Annotated in this window: 16 protein-coding genes; 6 read left to right on the forward strand and 10 right to left on the reverse strand. The window is 65.2% G+C overall.

Annotated elements, in window-relative coordinates:
* Window positions 1-2: 2 nt before the first annotated feature.
* The 3 genes from AB7M16_RS11585 to ggt all read right to left on the reverse strand — a co-directional run bounded on the left by AB7M16_RS11585 (window position 3) and on the right by ggt (window position 3,398).
* Window positions 3-1,019: an FAD binding domain-containing protein gene (locus AB7M16_RS11585; RefSeq protein ID WP_453943952.1), complete on the reverse strand. Its 1,017-nt coding sequence runs from the start codon at window positions 1,017-1,019 to the stop codon at window positions 3-5.
* A gap of 4 nt (window positions 1,020-1,023) precedes the next feature.
* Window positions 1,024-1,638, reverse strand: a complete 615-nt coding sequence (locus AB7M16_RS11590) for a (2Fe-2S)-binding protein (RefSeq protein ID WP_453943953.1) — start codon at window positions 1,636-1,638, stop codon at window positions 1,024-1,026.
* Window positions 1,639-1,811: 173 nt separating this feature from the next.
* Entirely contained in the window at window positions 1,812-3,398 is a 1,587-nt protein-coding gene (gene ggt, locus AB7M16_RS11595) for a gamma-glutamyltransferase (protein WP_453943954.1), read from the reverse strand.
* A gap of 197 nt (window positions 3,399-3,595) precedes the next feature.
* Between ggt and trhO the strand changes: the two genes are divergently transcribed.
* Together trhO and AB7M16_RS11605 are read left to right on the forward strand one after the other, a co-directional pair.
* On the forward strand, window positions 3,596-4,354 hold the full coding sequence (trhO, locus tag AB7M16_RS11600; RefSeq protein WP_439364385.1) for an oxygen-dependent tRNA uridine(34) hydroxylase TrhO: 759 nt from the start codon (window positions 3,596-3,598) through the stop codon (window positions 4,352-4,354).
* Window positions 4,344-4,562, forward strand: coding sequence for a SlyX family protein (locus AB7M16_RS11605; protein WP_453943955.1), 219 nt, complete (start codon window positions 4,344-4,346; stop codon window positions 4,560-4,562). The genes trhO and AB7M16_RS11605 overlap by 11 nt, the downstream gene beginning before the upstream one ends.
* A gap of 6 nt (window positions 4,563-4,568) precedes the next feature.
* On the opposite strand, the gene AB7M16_RS11610 is transcribed toward AB7M16_RS11605, so the two are convergent.
* Window positions 4,569-6,470 carry a diguanylate cyclase gene (locus AB7M16_RS11610; protein WP_453943956.1) on the reverse strand — a complete coding sequence of 634 codons (1,902 nt, stop codon included), beginning with the start codon at window positions 6,468-6,470 and terminating at the stop codon, window positions 4,569-4,571.
* Window positions 6,471-6,646: 176 nt separating this feature from the next.
* A complete protein-coding gene (locus AB7M16_RS11615) occupies window positions 6,647-6,862 on the reverse strand; it encodes a hypothetical protein (protein ID WP_172785832.1) in 216 nt (71 codons plus the stop codon).
* A gap of 106 nt (window positions 6,863-6,968) precedes the next feature.
* Between AB7M16_RS11615 and hemE the strand changes: the two genes are divergently transcribed.
* The gene (hemE, locus tag AB7M16_RS11620; RefSeq protein WP_453943957.1) at window positions 6,969-8,003 is read left to right on the forward strand and encodes a uroporphyrinogen decarboxylase; all 1,035 of its coding nucleotides are present in this window, start codon (window positions 6,969-6,971) and stop codon (window positions 8,001-8,003) included.
* 203 nt (window positions 8,004-8,206) lie between these two features.
* On the opposite strand, the gene AB7M16_RS11625 is transcribed toward hemE, so the two are convergent.
* A complete protein-coding gene (locus AB7M16_RS11625) occupies window positions 8,207-8,968 on the reverse strand; it encodes an FCD domain-containing protein (RefSeq protein ID WP_246571916.1) in 762 nt (253 codons plus the stop codon).
* Between the two features lie 224 nt (window positions 8,969-9,192).
* On the opposite strand from AB7M16_RS11625, the gene AB7M16_RS11630 reads away from it, so the two are divergent.
* The gene (locus AB7M16_RS11630; RefSeq protein WP_453943958.1) at window positions 9,193-10,839 is read left to right on the forward strand and encodes an L-lactate permease; all 1,647 of its coding nucleotides are present in this window, start codon (window positions 9,193-9,195) and stop codon (window positions 10,837-10,839) included.
* Window positions 10,840-10,852: 13 nt separating this feature from the next.
* Entirely contained in the window at window positions 10,853-12,007 is a 1,155-nt protein-coding gene (locus tag AB7M16_RS11635) for an alpha-hydroxy acid oxidase (RefSeq protein ID WP_453943959.1), read from the forward strand.
* A 70-nt stretch (window positions 12,008-12,077) separates the two neighbouring features.
* Here AB7M16_RS11635 and hemC read toward each other — a convergent pair whose 3' ends face one another.
* The 3 genes from hemC to AB7M16_RS11650 form a co-directional block, all read right to left on the reverse strand.
* The gene (gene hemC, locus AB7M16_RS11640) at window positions 12,078-13,058 is read right to left on the reverse strand and encodes a hydroxymethylbilane synthase (protein WP_453943960.1); all 981 of its coding nucleotides are present in this window, start codon (window positions 13,056-13,058) and stop codon (window positions 12,078-12,080) included.
* Between the two features lie 25 nt (window positions 13,059-13,083).
* A complete protein-coding gene (locus AB7M16_RS11645; RefSeq protein WP_453943961.1) occupies window positions 13,084-14,709 on the reverse strand; it encodes a GMC family oxidoreductase in 1,626 nt (541 codons plus the stop codon).
* Window positions 14,710-14,964: 255 nt separating this feature from the next.
* A complete protein-coding gene (locus AB7M16_RS11650; RefSeq protein WP_453943962.1) occupies window positions 14,965-15,555 on the reverse strand; it encodes a TetR/AcrR family transcriptional regulator in 591 nt (196 codons plus the stop codon).
* A gap of 101 nt (window positions 15,556-15,656) precedes the next feature.
* Between AB7M16_RS11650 and AB7M16_RS11655 the strand changes: the two genes are divergently transcribed.
* On the forward strand, window positions 15,657-16,022 hold the full coding sequence (locus AB7M16_RS11655) for a nuclear transport factor 2 family protein (protein ID WP_172785825.1): 366 nt from the start codon (window positions 15,657-15,659) through the stop codon (window positions 16,020-16,022).
* Between the two features lie 11 nt (window positions 16,023-16,033).
* On the opposite strand, the gene AB7M16_RS11660 is transcribed toward AB7M16_RS11655, so the two are convergent.
* A complete protein-coding gene (locus AB7M16_RS11660) occupies window positions 16,034-16,957 on the reverse strand; it encodes a hypothetical protein (protein WP_453943963.1) in 924 nt (307 codons plus the stop codon).
* Between the last annotated feature and the right edge of the window lie 164 nt (window positions 16,958-17,121).

A 17,121-nucleotide genomic window follows, 5' to 3' on the forward strand; every position in this document is an offset into this window, starting at 1 on the left:
GATCAGATCTCCATCGTTACTGCCTGCTGGAGCGCGCGTGCCACCACACGCTTGCCGAGCGCGATCTTGAAGCCGTTGTGCCGGCGGCCGCGGGCATCAGCAAAGGCGGCCTCGGCGACGCGCTGTGCCAGCGCCTCGTCGAACTTCTGTCCCTTCAACAGCGCCTCCGCCTCACGCGCGCGCCAGGGCACGGTGGCGACGCCGCCGAGCGCGACGCGAGCGTCCCGAATTGTGCCATCCCGGACGTCGAGCGCTATCGCAGCTGATGACAGTGCGAATTCGAAGGATTGCCGGTCGCGCGTCTTGAGATACACCGAGCGCGGCCAGCGGCCGGAAATCGAGAATGCCGAGATAAGCTCGCCGGGCTGAAGCGCAGTCTCGATATCAGGCGTGCTGCCCGGCGCCTTGTGAAGCTGCGCGAACGGCATGCTGCGCGTACCGGCCTTGCCGGTGATCTCGACCATCGCATCGAGCGCGATCAGCGCCTGCGCGAAATCGCCGGGATAGGTCGCGACGCAATGTTCGGAGACGCCGAGCACCGCATGCATGCGGTTGATACCATCCATTGCGGCACAGCCGGAGCCGGGATTGCGCTTGTTGCAGTTCTCATAAGAGACATCGCGAAAGTAGTTGCAGCGCGTCCGCTGCATCACGTTGCCGCCGAGCGTTGCCATGTTGCGCAGCTGGGCGCTGGCGGCGAGCTTCAGCGAATCCGCGATCACCGGATAGCTGCGCTGGATCTCGGCATGCGCGGCGACGTCGGACATCCTTGCCAGCGCGCCGAGGCGCAAGCCATCGTCGCCTGGCGCGATCGCCGACCAGGCGTTGGCCAGCGGATTGATGTCGACGATCGCAGTGGGCCGCATCACGTCGAGCTTCATCAGATCGATCAGCGTGGTGCCGCCGGCAAGCGGCTGCGCCGACGCCTTCGTCAGCGGATCGTTGGCAGCCGCGGCGGCGCCGAGCGCTCGCACGGCCGTGTCGGGGTCTGATGCTCTCTGGTACGAAAACGGTCGCATGCGCCTAGCCTTTCATGATCTCGGGCGCGGCCTGCTTCACGGCGGCGACGATGTTGGGATAGGCGGCGCAGCGGCAGATGTTGCCGCTCATGTATTCGCGGATGTCGGCCTCGCTGCCGGCATGGCCCTCCTTCACGCACGCGATCGCCGACATGATCTGACCGGGCGTGCAATAGCCGCACTGGAACGCATCATGGTCAATGAAGGCCTGCTGCATCGGGTGCAAGCGGTCGTCGGTGGCGAGGCCTTCGATGGTCGTGATCTCCTGCCCTTCGGCGGCGAGGGCCAGCGTCAGGCACGACACCACGCGGCGATCGTCGATCAGCACCGTGCAGGCGCCGCACTGGCCGTGGTCGCAGCCCTTCTTGCTGCCGGTGAGCTTGAGATGTTCGCGTAAGGCATCGAGCACCGTGGCGCGCGCATCGATGCTCAGGCGCTTGTCCGTGCCGTTGACGCGCAGCGTGACCTCGACGGGAAGCGACGGATCCTGCGCCGCTGGCGCCCGCGCGTCGTCGGGCGCCGCGCGCGCCGTCATCGGAATCAGCGCGCTGCCAGCCGCGCCGGCCATGAAGGCGCGTCGGTCGAATCCGGATGATCTGGAACCTGGTTTGTCGGGCATGGCAGGCCTCCGCCGCTGATCTGCTAGATTAAAGCAGCGCACGCCTGCACCGCTCATCGCCCCTTAACCGGAAGCAATGAGTGCAGTTCCGAATGAGAGAAGGGCGGCACAGCAAATGCCGCGCCGCCCTTCGTCAACTTTTCCTGATCTCGCGTGGGGAACTACGCGGCCGATCAATAACCCAGCGCGCAGCCGTCCTTGCGGGGATCGGAGCCGCCGGTGAGCGTGCCCTTGTCCCAATCGATCCAGATCGCCTGGGCGCCGCCGAGCGGGCCGACCACGCTGGTCGTCTTGTGGCCGAGCTTCTTCAGGCCCTCGACGATGGCGGCCGGCACGCTGTCCTCGAGCTGATACTGGCCCTCGTAGTGCAGACCGCGCGGCATGTCGATCGCCTCCTGCACGTCGCAGCCGTAGTCGAGGATGTTGGTCAGAAGGTGAGTTTGGCCGGTCGGCTGGTACTGGCCGCCCATGACCGCGAACGACATCGTGGAACGGCCGCCCTTGGTGAGCAGGCCCGGCATGATCGTGTGCAGCGGGCGCTTGCCGCCTTCGATGCAGTTGGGGTGGCCCGGCTGGATGCGGAAGCCGCCGGCGCGATTCTGGAACAAGACACCGGTCTTGTTCGAGACGATCGCCGAGCCGAAGGAATGCGCAACCGAGTTGATGAACGAGCAGACGTTGCGGTCCTTGTCTACGACCGTGATGTAGATGGTCGAGGGATTCATCGGCGGCGCGACGTTCGGCAGGTCGAGCATGCCGTCCATGCGGATCTTGCTGATGTACTCGTCGGCAAAGCCCTTCTCGAGCATCTCGGCGACGTTGATCTTCATGTGCGCAGGCGAGGCGACATGCATCTCGCGGTTCATGTAGGCGATGCGTGCCGCTTCCGCCTCGAGATGGAAGCGCTCGACGCTCACTGGCGCATACTTGGTCAGATCGAAGCGCGACAGGATGTTGAGCATCAAGAGCGCGGTGACGCCCGGGCCGTTCGGCGGGCACTGCCAGACGTCGTAGCCCTTGTACATGGTGCCGATCGGCGTGGTCACTTCGGTCGTGTGCACGGCGAAATCGTCGAGCGTGTGCAGGCCACCGATGCCCCTGAGGGTCTCGACCATGTCCTCCGCGATCTCGCCCTTGTAGAAGGCGTCGCGGCCGTTCTTGGCGATCGCGCGCAGCGTCTTGCCGAGCTCGGCCTGGCGGATGACGTCGCCTGCGACCGGCGGCTGGCCGCCCGGCAACAAATAGCGCACGGTGTTGGTGCCATTCTTCAGCTTCTCGAACTGGTTCTTCCAGTCGAAGGCGATGCGGGGCGCGACGACATAACCTTCCTCGGCCGCCTTGATCGCAGGCTGCAGCAGCCGGTCGAAACCGAACTTGCCGTGTTCGCGCAGCACGGTGGCAAAGGCGTCGATCACGCCGGGGATCGAAACCGCATGCGCCGAGGTGAGCGGCACGGAGTTGATCTTGCGCTCGAGATACCAGTCGGCATTCGCCGCCTTCGGCGCGCGGCCGGAGCCGTTATAGGCGACGATCTTGCCCTCGCCCCGCGGCTGGATCAGCGCAAAGCAATCCCCGCCGATGCCGGTCGATTGCGGCTCGATCACGCCGAGCAGGGCCGAGCCGGCGACCGCCGCGTCCACCGCGGTGCCGCCCTCGCGCAGCACCTCGATCGCGGCGAGCGAGGCCTGCGGATGCGAGGTCGCCACCATCGCGTTGGTGGCGTGGACCGTGGACCTGCCGGGGAAATGGAAGTTTCTCATCGAATGTCTTGCTCTCTTGGCCGTCGGCGCGATGGGCGCGCCATCTCGAAAAACCGCGTCTACATGACACATTCCCGCCCGGCGGGGCAATGCTGGCATACCAGGAAAATGGCAGCCATCCGCTGGGCGTATAGACCTTTTTCCGGCTTTCGCGATGCGGGTTTTCCGGGCGCCGGCCGCCTGCTAAACGAGCGGCCATGAAAACGGCTTACACGGTCTGCGCCTTCTATCAATTCGTCGCCCTCCCGGATTACCGCGAGCTGCGCGAGCCGCTGCGCGCTTGCTGCGCCGGACTTGGGCTGAAGGGCAGCGTGCTGCTGGCGCAGGAGGGCATCAACGGCACGATCGCCGGCGCAGCGGAGGCGATCGACGCCTTCGCTCGTGAGCTCGCACAGGGCGACATGTTCGGCGGCAGGCTGAACAATCTCGAATTGAAATTCTCCGCTGCGGAGGCGATGCCGTTCGGACGGCTGAAGGTGCGGCTGAAGAAGGAGATCGTCACGCTGGGCGATGCGGCCGCCGATCCGACCCGCCAGGTCGGCACCTATGTCGATGCGCGCGATTGGAACGCGCTGATCGCGGCACCCGACACGCTCGTGCTCGACACCCGCAACGCCTTCGAGGTCGCGATGGGGACGTTCGAGGGCGCGGTCGATCCCGGCATCACGAGCTTCGGGCAGTTCAAGGACTTTGCCGCCGAGCAGCTCGATCCGGCACGGCACCGCAGGATCGCGATGTTCTGCACCGGCGGCATTCGCTGCGAGAAGGCGAGCGCGCATCTGCTCGCACGCGGCTTTGCCGAGGTCTATCACCTCAAGGGTGGCATCCTGAAATATCTGGAAGAGGTGCCGGAGGCGCAGAGCCGCTGGCGCGGCGAATGCTTCGTGTTCGACGAGCGCGTGGCGCTCGGCCACGGCTTGCGCGAGCGAAACAAGGACGTAACGCGTGACGAATGAGATCAAGAAGCTGAGCGAGCGCATCGACACGCTGGAGACGCGTCTCGCCTATCAGGACGACACGATCGAGACGTTGAACCAGACCATCACCGCGCAGTGGAAGCAGATCGACAGGCTGACGCGGCAGATCGCGGAGCTCAATGCTCGGCTGCAGGAGGCCGAGGCAAATGCGCCAGGGCCTGCCAACGAGCCTCCGCCGCATTATTGAGCGGTGTTACTGTCCGGACGCCTTGGGCAGCAGGTCCATGACCTCGCCGGACGTCACCAGGCGGTTGCGGCCTGCGGCCTTTGCGGCATAGAGCGCCCGGTCGGCAGCTTCGACCAGCGCAGCGACTCCCGCGGTTCGTTCGAACGCCGGCCGGCAGGCTGCGCCGCCGAGCGAGGCAGTGACGCATCCGGCCGCCAGGTTGCTGCCATGAGCGAGGCCGGCCTCGTGAATGGCGCTGCGGATCCGTTCGCCGACCGCGGCGCAGCCGGCGGCGTCGATGTTCGGCAGCAGCATGGCGAATTCCTCACCGCCATAACGCGCGGCCAGATCGCCGGCGCGCTGCGCTTCGGCCGCGATGATCTTTGCGATCAGGCGCAGGCACGCATCGCCCGCGGGATGGCCGTATTCGTCGTTGTAGGCCTTGAAGTGGTCCACATCGATCATCAGCAAGGCAAGGCTAGATCGCTCGCGATAGGCACGCGCCCATTCCTCCTTCAGACGCTCGTCGAAGCGGCGGCGATTGGCAAGGCCGGTGAGGCTGTCCTCGATCGCCAGCGTCTCGAGTCTGGTTTCCAGCTTCTTGTGCTCGGTGATGTCGCGGGAGATCGCGACCACACCGTCGACGCGGCCATCGTCCTTGCGCGTCACCCGCATGGTCGATTCCAGCCAGATCTCGCCGTTCTGCCGGTGCGAGTTGCGGTAGGTGAGACGCGCCTCCTCCTTCTCGCCGCGCTTCATGGCGTCGACGATCGCCTTGACCTCCGGCAGATCCTCCGGATTGACACCCGCGAGGGCCGGCGAACCGATCAGCTGATTTGGACGCCAGCCGACGACGCGGACCGACGAGGGCGAGACATAGCGCAGCCGCTCATCGAGGCCGATGCGGGTCACCATGTCGCTGGAGCCTTCGGCCAGCAGGCGGAAATGCGCCTCCGTCTCGGCCAGCGCGACGGCCATGCGCTGGCCGCGCTGCAACTGCCGCACCAGCACGCCGCCGATCACCGCGATCAGCATCACCAGCGCGAGCACGTAGAGCATGCGGGAGATTGCCGCCGCCCGCCAGGGCGCGAGCAACTCGTCCTTGTCGACGGTGGCGAGCAGGAGGAGCGGGAAGCGGCTGCTGCGATTGAAGAAGCTGACGCGTTCGGCGCCGTCCAGCGGCGACTTGAAATGATAGGCGCCGCTCGGCCGTTGCAGGCTCGGCTCGCGGAACAGCGGCTTGTCGGCGACGCTACGCCCGACGAATGTCTCGTTGCTGGGATTGCGCGCGACGATCAGGCCGTCGCCATGCGCCAGTGACACGGAGCTGTTGCGGCCGATCTCGAACTGCTCGTAGAAATGCGACAGATATTTCGAGCTGATGGTCGCGAGCACCACGCCGCCGAAGCTGCCGTCCTGCTTGTTGAAGCGGCGTGACAGGGTGACGACCCATTCGCCGTCCAGCAGGCTCTTCACGGGACGGCCGACATGGGCCTCGCGCTTCGGCGAAAGCTGGTGATATCGGAAGAAAGCATCGTCGCTGAAGGTGGCGCCGGTCGTACCGGGCGAGGTCAGCCAGTTGCCCTGATCGTCGATGATGGCGAGGCTGTGAATGCGCGCGATCGCCTTCTTGCGCGCGTCCAGCAAGGTGCGCAGCTTCGCGATCGTGGCCGGCGCTGTGCCGTCCATCTCCAACCGGCTGACCACGCCGACGACGCCGGAATCCAAGAGATCGAGGCTGTCCTCGGCATGCTGGGTCAGCGAACGCGCAACGTTCGCCATCTCCGTCTCGGCGCCCTTGAGCACCGCATCGCGTGCCGCCCATTCACGCCAACCGCTGACGCCGAGGATGGTCGCGCAGGTCAGCGCGACGAAAGCCGCCGCGCGCAGCGGCAGGCGGCTCCATCCGGCTCGTTGGGTAGCACTCATGCGGCAGGGTCCTCCGATCGTTCGGAAACCTCTGCTGCTTCTGTTATTTAATCCTGAAATCCCTACCGGAATACGCGGCGGTTTCCGCCGTTTCCAGTAGTCTTACGGACGCGCCGATCGGCGCATCGCTAACAGGACATTAGCGGGCCTAGCGGAATCCTGCGCGTCCGACGCCGCTAGCTGAAGATGGCCTTAACCTTGGCCCAGAGCGAGGGATGCTCGGCGTCGGCATCGGCCTTCGAGGGCGTCGGCTGTGCGGCGCTCACGGGATCGGAAGCTGGGAACGTGTCCCTCAGCCCGTTGTCGAGCTTGGATTGCCGATCGGCAGCGAGCGCCTCGCGCAGGTCTTCGGCGTGCTTGTCGTGCGGCGCGGGGTTGAATGTCTCAGCCATGATCTCCTCCATTGGCTGGTCAACGCGGCCCGATCGTCCAGGTTCCCCTGTTCCGCTGAGGGCCGCGGCGGTGTATCAGGAGGCACAACCCTGTTCAGGACCATTCGTGCCCCAGTCTTCGACGAAACCATTCATCGACGTCCTCTCCGGCCAGCGCCAGCCCGTGCCGCCCATGTGGATGATGCGCCAGGCCGGGCGCTACCTGCCGGAATATCGCGAGGTGCGCGCCAAGGCGGGCGGCTTCCTCGATCTCTGCTTCAACCCGGAGCTTGCCGCCGAGGTGACGCTGCAGCCGATCCGAAAGTTTGGCTTCGACGCGGCGATCATCTTTTCCGACATTCTGGTGATCCCCTACGCGCTCGGACGTGAGGTGCGCTTCGAGGTCGGCGAGGGCCCGCGGCTCGAGCCGCTGGACGATCCGGCCAAGGTGGCGACGCTGGCGCGGCGCGCCGATTTCGGCAAGCTCGAGCCGGTGTTCGCGGCGCTGAAGATCGTGCGCGGCGCGCTCGATCCCAAGGTTGCGCTGATCGGCTTCTGCGGCGCGCCGTGGACGGTGGCGACCTACATGGTCGCGGGCCACGGCACGCCGGACCAGGCGCCGGCCCGGATGATGGCCTACCGGCATCCCGAAGCTTTCTCTGAGATCATCGACGTGCTGGTCGACAACTCGATTCAATATCTGCTGGCACAGCTCGCTGCCGGCGCCGACGCGTTGCAGATCTTCGACACCTGGGCCGGCGTGCTGCCGCCGACCGAGTTCGCGCGCTGGTCGGTCGAGCCGACGCGGCGCATCGTGGAGGGCGTTCGCGCGAAGGTGCCGGACGCGAAGATCATCGGCTTCCCGCGCGGCGCCGGCGCGCTGCTGCCGGCCTATGTCGAGGCGACTGGCGTCAACGCGGTCAGCATCGACTGGACCGCGGAGCCGGCCTTCATCCGCGAGCGGGTGCAGAGCAAGGTCGCGGTGCAGGGCAATCTCGATCCGCTGGTGCTGATCACGGGCGGCGCCGCGCTCGACCGCGCCGTCGACAACGTGCTGGCCAATTTTGCTGCCGGGCGGCTGATCTTCAATCTCGGCCACGGCATCCAGCCGGAAACGCCGATCGCCCATGTCGAGCAGATGATCCGGCGCGTGCGCGGCTGATTTGTTTCGCCCTTTTGGGCGCGGCAAAACAAAAGTGCGAAAACAACCCCATGCACAGTAGCCAAGTCATTGAAAACCTTGGACTGGCATGACTCGCCCGTGCGTTTTGACTTGTCGGGCAAAACAGGCGCAAAATGACATCATCGTAGATCGTGATTTCGGCAGGGCTTACCGAGGCGGGCTGCGCTCGGAGAGAGGTCACGTCAAGCGAGGAAATCGCTGCGATTCACTCGGCTGAGCGACGTTTCTAGCCGGAGATCGTCGCGCCTGATCTCTTCGACCGTCTCGAAGGTGAAACGGATATGCTCGGCCGCAGCCGCTTCAGCCTCCTTGGTCTTGCCTGCGATCACCGCCTCCGCGAGCGCCAGATGTTGCTCCAGCAGCTGGTCGCGGACGCCCTCGCGCAAATAGAGTTGCGCGCGGCTGTAGAAGATGTTGTTGCGCAAGAGGTCGGCAAGCGCGCGCATGACGTGGAGCAACACCACGTTGTGGCTCGCCTCGTAGATCAGGAGATGAAGCTCCACGTCGGCATCACCCTCCTGGCTAGGATCTTCGAGCTTGTGGGCCTTTCGCATCCGATCGGCGCAATCCCGGATCGCCTGACGGTCGAGCTCGGTGGCGCGTAGCGCGGCGAAGCGGGCGGCGTGCGCCTCCTGAATCCTGCGAAATTCGAAATAGTCGGCCGTGACACGCGGCTTGTCCTGCAACAGCGTTGCGAGGGGCCGCAGCAGCGGCGACAGGAACTGGGCGACGAACGTCCCCGAGCGGGTGGTGGCGAGCAGCCCACGCTTTTCGAGGATCTGCAGCGCCTCGCGCAGCGAGGGTCGCGAGATTTCCAGCTTCTCGGCGAGATCCCGCTCAGCGGCGAGCTTTTCTCCAGGCCGCAATACGCCCTCGAGGATCAGCTTCTCGATGTGATCGGCCATCGCTTCCGCAATTTTCGGGGTCCGGACGACGTTGCTCAAGATGGCACCTATCCCTTTGGTGCAGTGTGCAGATTCGCTTTGCGAGTATGGCGCCTCCGCGCCGGCGGTCAAGCCTCATCCCCACCATCGATATACGATGAATAATATTTCCCAATTGACAGTTGTGGTAAATTGATTTTACCAAAGTAGATATCCGACAAATTTCGATGCCCAAGACCGTGGACCAGCGCGGCGGCGGATGAGGACAACCCGAGGAGATTTTCGTGGCGTGGACCCAGGCTTACGACCCCTTCAACAATCCATGGCTCTCGACCGCCGCGGCGGCGCTGCCGGTCATCGTGCTGCTGAGTGCGATTGCGGTCTTCGAGATCAAGGCGCATTGGGCGGCGGCCATTGGCCTCGTCACCGCCCTCGGCGTAGCCGTGTTCGCGTTCGGCATGCCGGCGGGCATGGCCGGAATGGCCGCGGTCTACGGCGCGGGCTTCGGGCTCCTGCCGATCGGCTGGATCATCATCAACATCATCTTTCTCTATCAGCTTCTGAACGAGAAGGGCGAGTTCGCGGTGCTGCAACGCTCGGTGTCGTCGATCAGTGACGATCGCCGCCTGCAGCTGCTCTTCATCGCGTTTTCGCTGGGTGCGTTCTTCGAGGGCGCCGCAGGGTTCGGCACGCCGGTTGCGGTCACCGCCGCGATGCTGATAGGGCTTGGCTTTTCGCCGCTCGCCGCCTCCGGCCTATCGCTGATCGCCAATACCGCGCCGGTCGCCTATGGCGCGCTCGGAACGCCCGTGATCGCGCTCAGCGCGGTGACCGGACTGGATCTCCAGGAGCTGAGCGGGATGATCGGGCGGCAGCTGCCGTTCTTCTCGCTGCTGGTGCCGTTCTGGCTGATCTGGGCCTTCGTCGGCTTCCGCCGAACGCTCGAGATCTGGCCCGCCATTCTGGTGGCCGGCGTCTCGTTCGCCGTTCCGCAATATCTGGTCTCGAACTTCCATGGCCCGTGGCTGGTCGACGTGATTGCCGCGGTGGTCTCCATGGCAAGCCTCGCGCTGTTCCTGCGCGTTTGGCGGCCCAGGCATGCGATGAAGGAGATGCCGGCGCGCTATGGCGCCCCGCTATCGGACGAGGCTCCCGTCGGCAAGACCACCAAGGCGGCTGTCGCCAAGGCATGGACGCCCTGGCTCATCTTCTCGGCGTTCGTCTTCGCCTGGGGCACGCCGCAGGTGAAGAGCTGGCTCGACGGCATCTGGGTCGCCAAGTTTCCCGTGCTCGGGCTGCACAACCTCGTTCAGAAGGCGCCGCCGGTCGTGGCCAAGCCTGTCGCAGAGGGCGCGGTCTATGCGCTCAATCTGCTCTCGGCGGCCGGCACCGGCATTCTCCTGTCGGCGATCATTTCGGGCCTGCTGGTCGGCTACGGTCCGCTCGGTCTGATCCGGATTTATGCGCGCACGCTCTATTTGACGCGCTACTCGCTCGCGACCATCGCCTGCATGCTGGCGCTCGGTTTCGTCACCCGCTACTCCGGCACGGATGCCACGCTCGGACTGGCCTTCGCCAAGACCGGGGCGCTCTATCCGTTCTTCGGCGCGCTGATCGGCTGGCTCGGCGTCGCGCTGACGGGGTCGGATACGTCCTCGAACGTGCTGTTCGGGGGACTTCAGCGCATCAGCGCCGAACAGATCGGCGTCAGTCCGGTGCTTATGGCAGCCGCCAACAGCTCCGGTGGCGTCATGGGCAAGATGATCGACGCGCAGAGCATCGTGGTCGCGTCCACCGCCACCAAATGGTACGGCCACGAGGGCACGATCCTACGCTTCGTCTTCTTCCACAGCTTCGCGCTCGTCGTTCTCGTCGGCATCCTGGTGCTGGGCCAGGCCTATGTCTGGCCGCTCAAGCTGCTCGTGCCCTGATCGGGGGCTGGCGATGCGATTGTCACAGTGTCACAATTTTCACGACTTCCGGCGGCTGGCGCGTCGCCGGCTGCCCGGGCCGATCTTCGACTACATCGACGGTGGGGCGGACGATGAGGTCACCCACCGCCGCAACACGGCGAGCTTCGAGCAATGCGACCTCGTGCCCAATGTGCTGCGCGGCGTGCAAGAGGTCGACCTCTCGGTCACCGTCATGGGTCAGAAGCTTGCGCTGCCGTTCTATTGCTCGCCGACGGCCTTGCAGCGTCTGTTTCACTATCGGGGCGAGCGTGCCGTCGCTGCGGCCGCGGCGCGCTACGGCACCATGTTCGGCGTCTCCTCGCTCGGCACGGTCAGCCTCGAGGACCTGCGCAAGGCCCATGATACGCCGCAGGTCTATCAGTTCTACTTCCACAGGGATCGCGGGCTCAACCGTGCGATGATGCAGCGCGCCAAGGACGCCGGCGTCGAGGTGATGATGCTGACGGTCGACAGCATCACCGGTGGAAATCGCGAGCGCGACTTAAGGACGGGATTCAGTATCCCCTTCCGTCTGACGCTCGCCGGCATGCTCCAGTTCGTGATCAAGCCGCAATGGGGCATCCAGTATGTCACCCACGAGAGGTTCAGGCTGCCGCAACTGGAGGAGCATGTCGACATGAGCGGTGGCGCGGTGTCGATCGGCCGGTATTTCACCGAGATGCTGGATCCGTCGATGAATTGGGACGATGTCGCCGAGATGGTGCGAAGCTGGAACGGGCCGTTCTGTCTGAAGGGGATCATGTCGCCGGCCGATGCGCGCCGCGCGGTCGAGATCGGCTGCGCCGGGATCATCCTGTCGAACCATGGTGGCCGGCAGCTCGACGGTTCTCGCTCCGCCTTCGACCAACTCGCCGAAATCGTCGACGCCGTCGGCGATCGCATCGACGTGATGATGGATGGCGGCATCCAGCGCGGGACCCACATCCTGAAGGCGCTCTCGCTCGGTGCCAAGGCCGTCGGCCTTGGGCGCTCCTATCTCTATCCGCTGGCGGCGGCCGGCCAGCCCGGCGTCGAGCGGGCCCTCGGCCTGTTGCGGGCCGAGCTCGAGCGCGACATGAAGCTGATGGGATGCACCTCGATCGGCCAACTCTCGCGCGCCAATTTGCGCTTCAAGTCGGCGGCGTGAAACACCGGCGCGACGGCCATCGATAGGAGGCTGTCATCAATTTGAGCGGCGCGCGCGGGACCTGACGGTTTTAGCGCGGCCGGCTGCGCTCGATGATCTCCGCTGCACCCTTCGCCAGCAGGTCCAGTCCCACCGCGCGGCCGAGTTCGCGCGGGCGGTTGGCGGGCCCTTTGCGCGAAGCTTCGATGATGGTGTTGCCGGAGAGATCGAGCACCGAGGCGGTGAGCGACATCTGATCGCCTGTGATGGTCGAGAAGCCCGCCACCGGCGAATTGCAGTGCCCGTTGAGCACCCAGAGCACCTCGCGCTCGGCGTCGGCGGAGGCGTGCGCAGAGGCGTCGTCGATCGACGACAGGATCTGTCGCGTCTGCCAGTCCTGCGCGGCGCATTCGACCGCGACGATGCCCTGCCCTGCCGCCGGCAGCATCTCCGCCGCGGTGAATTCGTAGGCGATGCGATGCGCCAGCCCGACGCGATCCAGGCCCGAGCGCGCCATGATCAGCGCATCGGCCGGCCCGACTGCCCCGCCATCCGGAAGGCGCTGCTTCTCGCCATTGTCGAGTTTCCGCACCCTTGTGTCGGCGGCCCCACGGAAATGGATCACCTCCACCTCTGGGAACAACCGCCGCGCATAGGCGGCGCGACGGACGGCATTGGTGCCAATCTTGAAGCCTTTGCCGCGGGACTGGCGTAGCGCTTCCAACGACACGCCGTCGCGCAGCACAAGCGCGTCGCTGGGCGGATCGCGCGACAGCGTGGCACCGATGACAAGGCCGGGCGTGTCCTCGTTGCCGGGCATGTCCTTCAGCGAATGCATCGCTGCCTGGAGCTCACCCGACAGCACCGCGGCGCGGATCTGAGCCACGAAGGCCCCGCCCTTGCCGCCATGCGGCAACAGCTTGCTGGTCTGGTCGAGGTCGCCCGTGGTGTCGAACTTGACGATCTCGACGTCGAGACCGGGCACGGCGGCGGTCAGGCGGCGCGCAATCTCTTCCGTCTGTGCCAGCGCCATGGCGCTCTTGCGTGTGCCGATCTTGAATCGCGTAGCCAAGTCCAAACCCTCTCAAGCAGCGAAGTTATCGCGCATCCTCCAATATCATGTCGGAGGCCTTTTCGGCGATCATGATGATCGGCGCATTGGTGTTCCCCGACACCAGGTCGGGCATGATCGAGCCGTCGACGACACGCAAGGCTTCGAGTCCCCTCACCTTCAGCCGCTGATCGACCACGGCGAGCGCGTCGTTGCCCATACGACAGGTCGAGGTCGGATGATAGATGGTGCTGCCCCGGTCGCGGCAATAGTCCAGGATCTCGGCGTCCGTGGATACCTTCGCCCCGGGATCGTACTCGTCCACCACGAACGGCTTCAGCGCCGGTGCGTTCAACATCTTGCGCAGGATCTTGATGCCTTCGACATTGGTGGTGCGGTCGGTCTCGGTGGACATGTAGTTGATGCGGATCTCCGGCGGCACGGCCGGGTCTGCGCTCTTGATGCGCAAGGTGCCGCGACTCTCGGGCCGGAGCTGGCACACCGACGCCGTGAATCCGGAGAAGGCGTGCAGCTTCTCGCCCATCTTGTCGGTCGAGAACGGCAGGAAGTGCACCTGGATGTCGGGGGAGGCCAGCCGCGGACTGGTCTTGAAGAACGCGCCCGCGGTGCCGGCTGCGATCGTCAACCAGCCCTTCCGAAACAGCGCGTAGCGCGCGCCGGCCATGGTGCGGCGAAGCGGATGATTGATGGTGTCGTTGAGCGTGATCTTCTGCGAGCAGCGCATCACGATGCGGACCTGCATGTGATCCTGCAGATCGTGACCGACGCCCGGTGCGTCCAGCACCACATCGATGCCGTGCCGGCGCAGGAGATCGCCGGGGCCGACGCCGGAGAGCTGGAGCAGCTGCGGCGAATTGTAGGCGCCGCTCGACAGCACCACCTCCTTGCGCGCGCGGGCGCGGCGCAAGGGGGCGCCTTGCCGGTATTCGACGCCGACCGCCCGGCGCCCTTCGAACAGGATGCGCTGAGCGTGTGCGGAGGTCTCGATTTTGAGGTTGCTGCGCGCCCTCGCGGGACCGAGATAGGCGACCGAAGTCGAGGCGCGGCGACCGTTGCGCGTCGTGGTCTGGAACAGGCCGACGCCTTCCTGCGTCGCGCCGTTGAAATCAGGATTGTAGGGCAGACCGGTCTCGACTGCGGCATCGATGAAGGCTTTTGACAACGGATCGGTCACGATCATGTTGGACACCGGCAGCGGCCCGCCCGTGCCGTGATAATGATCGGCGCCCCGCGACTGGTTCTCGGCCTTCTTGAAATAGGGCAGCACGTCGTCATAGCCCCAGCCGGTGTTGCCGAGCTGGCGCCAGCGGTCGTAATCCTCGTGCTGGCCGCGGACATAGAGCAGGCCATTGATCGAGCTCGATCCGCCCAGCGTTTTTCCGCGCGGCTGGAATACTTGACGGCCCTTGAGCTCGGGCTCCGGCTCGGTCTGGTACATCCAGTTGACGCTCTTCTCCTTGAACAGCTTGCCGTAGCCGAGCGGGACGTGGATCCAGATGTTGGAATCCTTCGGGCCGGCCTCGAGCAGCAGCACGCTGTGCTTGCCGTTCGCCGAAAGCCTGTTGGCGAGCACGCAGCCGGCGGAGCCGGCGCCGACGATGATGTAGTCGAATTCGGGATCGGTGGGTGCGAGGGAGGAAGTTGCGTTCATGCGCTACTGTTCTTCTTGTTGGCGTGGGCGTTTCCGATTCGTCACTTCACCTCTCCCCGGCGGGGAGAGGTCGGATTGCGCGCGGCGATGCGCAGCATCGTCCGTAGCAATCCGGGTGAGGGGCCGCAACGGAAAGTGAGACCGTAACCCCTCACCCGGATCGCATCTTCGATGCGATCCGACCTCTCCCTACGGGAGAGGTGAAGCGAACTCGGAGTCGACACCACCCACATAGCTGGCTCCGCGTTAAGGCGATCATGCCTTGACGCGCAGCGCTTCCACCAGCGACTTGAACGCACGGGCATATTCCGCGCCGGCCCTTGCGATGTCATCGCGGCCGGCGCAGGCGACCGCGGCCTCCGTGACCGCCCCGAGCAGCAGCCGCGCGAGCGGCTCGACAGGCTGCCGTGCGATGAGGCCGGCCTCCATCGCGGCGGAGAGCGCGCGCGGCATCTTGCCGCCAAAGTGCTGCGCATCGATCTCGCGCCAGCGTTCCCAGCCAAGCACCGCCGGGCCATCGCGCAGGATGATCTGGCCGGTCGGCCCCTTGGCGGTCGCTGCGAAGTAGTGCTGGGTGCCGGCGACCATGGCGGCGAGCACGTCCTTCTCGGCGCGTGCCGTGCGGTCGATCTCGGCAACGAGGTCGCGCGAGACCTGATCGAACACGGCCTCGAACACCGATTCCTTGGTCTTGAAGTGATGATAGACCGCGCCCTTGGCGACCGAAGCGCCTTCGGCAATGTCGTCCATGGTGGTGGCGGCAAAGCCGTGCGTCCCAAACAGGCGCCGCGCCGCTGTCAGGATCGCCTCCGATGTCGCCGCCCGCCGTTCCGCCTGTTTGGCCATGGGTCTCGTCTAATCGAATTCGAGACAGCCGGCCAGTTGACTTTTCGACTATCGGTCGGTATTTACCGACCATCAGTCGGTTTTAGCCTTGAGGTGACAACATGCCGAGCCGAGAGATCGTCGAAGCCTTTGCAAAGCGGCTGGAGGATGGCGACTTCGTCGGCGCGATCCTCGACTACTACACCCCCGACGCATCAACCTATGAGAACCTCGCCGCGCCCGTGGTCGGACGCGACAAGCTCGCGGACAAGGAGCGCGGCGTGCTGGCGGCGTTCAAGGAGGTCACTGCCGTGCGCCTCGGCCCGAGCCTGATCGATGGCGACATTGTCGCCAGTCGCTGGAAATTCTCCTTCACCAACGCCGAGGGCGTGACACGGACGCTGGAGGAGATCGCGTGGCAGACCTGGCGAGGCAATGAGATCATCGAGGAGCGCTTCTTCTACGATCCGAAGCAGCTCGGACGCTGACCCGGAATGCCCTATCGGTACAGCACCACCACAGCCAGACCGACGAGAGGCGCAAGAAACTGAACGGCCTGCCACCGCGAGCCATCGATCGACCAGCGTCCGTAGAAGACGGTGCCGCCGCGTTGGGCAGGCGACGCCGGTTGATCCCGAAATGCCTTCCACCGCGCCTCGGCAGGCCCGAGAAAATCTTCCGGCTTGACCGCCATGTCGGCGCTGCTCAGCACCACCTGCATCGTCTCGCCTTTCGGCTGGAACATGGCCTCCGCCCCCGGTGGCGAGAAGAAGCTGCGCTTCGCGGCGATATGCTGCTCATAGAAATCCTGACCGACCGTGACGGCCGCAGCGTATGGACTGACGTACGGCACCCCCGAGATGCCGGGAACGACGAGATGGCCCACCCCACGCACCTCCTGCCAGGGAATGAAGAGACCCTTGAGCCACGGCCTGTGAAAGTGGATGCCCGCGGAAGACATGGAGACGACGGCCCGGTCCGAATAGAAGTGCCGGTAGGACGAGAACGCGATCCATCCCAATCCCAAATAGAGCAACATCCAGCCGAAAACATTCAGCGATGGATTCACGAGATGGCTCCAATAGAGACTGCGCACGGTCCCGACATAGCTGGAGCGGCCGCTTGGCCCGCCGACCAACACGCTGATCACACCGATCACGCCGGCGACGATGATCAGGACAAGGACGCCGATCAACAATTCAAGAAGCAATGGCAGGCCGGACCGCCCGATCAGGGTCGTCAGTGCATAGCCTGCGAACGCCAGACCCAACAGGGCCAGATAGACGACGGCCAAAACGGCACCATTCTGGCCGCGGCTCTCGGCGTGAAGCGCGATCGCAAGGCCGACAACGCAAGCCCACATGGCCCAGGGGACCCGGTCCATCCGCCATTTGTCCATCGTGTATTCGACCGTCGCCGACACCTCGGCTGAAGGCTCCCTCATGGACAGGCCCCCCCGGGATTTCGAATGCATCCGGTGCCGACGCGGCGCACGGCGGCCTGTCGGTCCGCGAAACGTATCACGCGATCGGGGGGGCCTCTCGATTTGGCCGGGTGCGGCAAAAAGCCGATCGAGGAGCCGCTCTC

The organism is Bradyrhizobium sp. USDA 372 (genome assembly GCF_053629095.1).

Excerpts from the sequence above, each read along its gene's own strand:
- AB7M16_RS11585 (WP_453943952.1), bottom strand. The coding sequence starts at position 1,019 with ATGCGACCGTTTTCGTACCAGAGAGCATCAGACCCCGACACGGCCGTG.
- AB7M16_RS11590 (WP_453943953.1), bottom strand. The coding sequence starts at position 1,638 with ATGCCCGACAAACCAGGTTCCAGATCATCCGGATTCGACCGACGCGCC.
- ggt (WP_453943954.1), bottom strand. The coding sequence starts at position 3,398 with ATGAGAAACTTCCATTTCCCCGGCAGGTCCACGGTCCACGCCACCAAC.
- trhO (WP_439364385.1), top strand. The coding sequence starts at position 3,596 with ATGAAAACGGCTTACACGGTCTGCGCCTTCTATCAATTCGTCGCCCTC.
- AB7M16_RS11610 (WP_453943956.1), bottom strand. The coding sequence starts at position 6,470 with ATGAGTGCTACCCAACGAGCCGGATGGAGCCGCCTGCCGCTGCGCGCG.
- AB7M16_RS11615 (WP_172785832.1), bottom strand. The coding sequence starts at position 6,862 with ATGGCTGAGACATTCAACCCCGCGCCGCACGACAAGCACGCCGAAGAC.
- AB7M16_RS11635 (WP_453943959.1), top strand. The coding sequence starts at position 10,853 with ATGCGATTGTCACAGTGTCACAATTTTCACGACTTCCGGCGGCTGGCG.
- AB7M16_RS11645 (WP_453943961.1), bottom strand. The coding sequence starts at position 14,709 with ATGAACGCAACTTCCTCCCTCGCACCCACCGATCCCGAATTCGACTAC.
- AB7M16_RS11650 (WP_453943962.1), bottom strand. The coding sequence starts at position 15,555 with ATGGCCAAACAGGCGGAACGGCGGGCGGCGACATCGGAGGCGATCCTG.
- AB7M16_RS11655 (WP_172785825.1), top strand. The coding sequence starts at position 15,657 with ATGCCGAGCCGAGAGATCGTCGAAGCCTTTGCAAAGCGGCTGGAGGAT.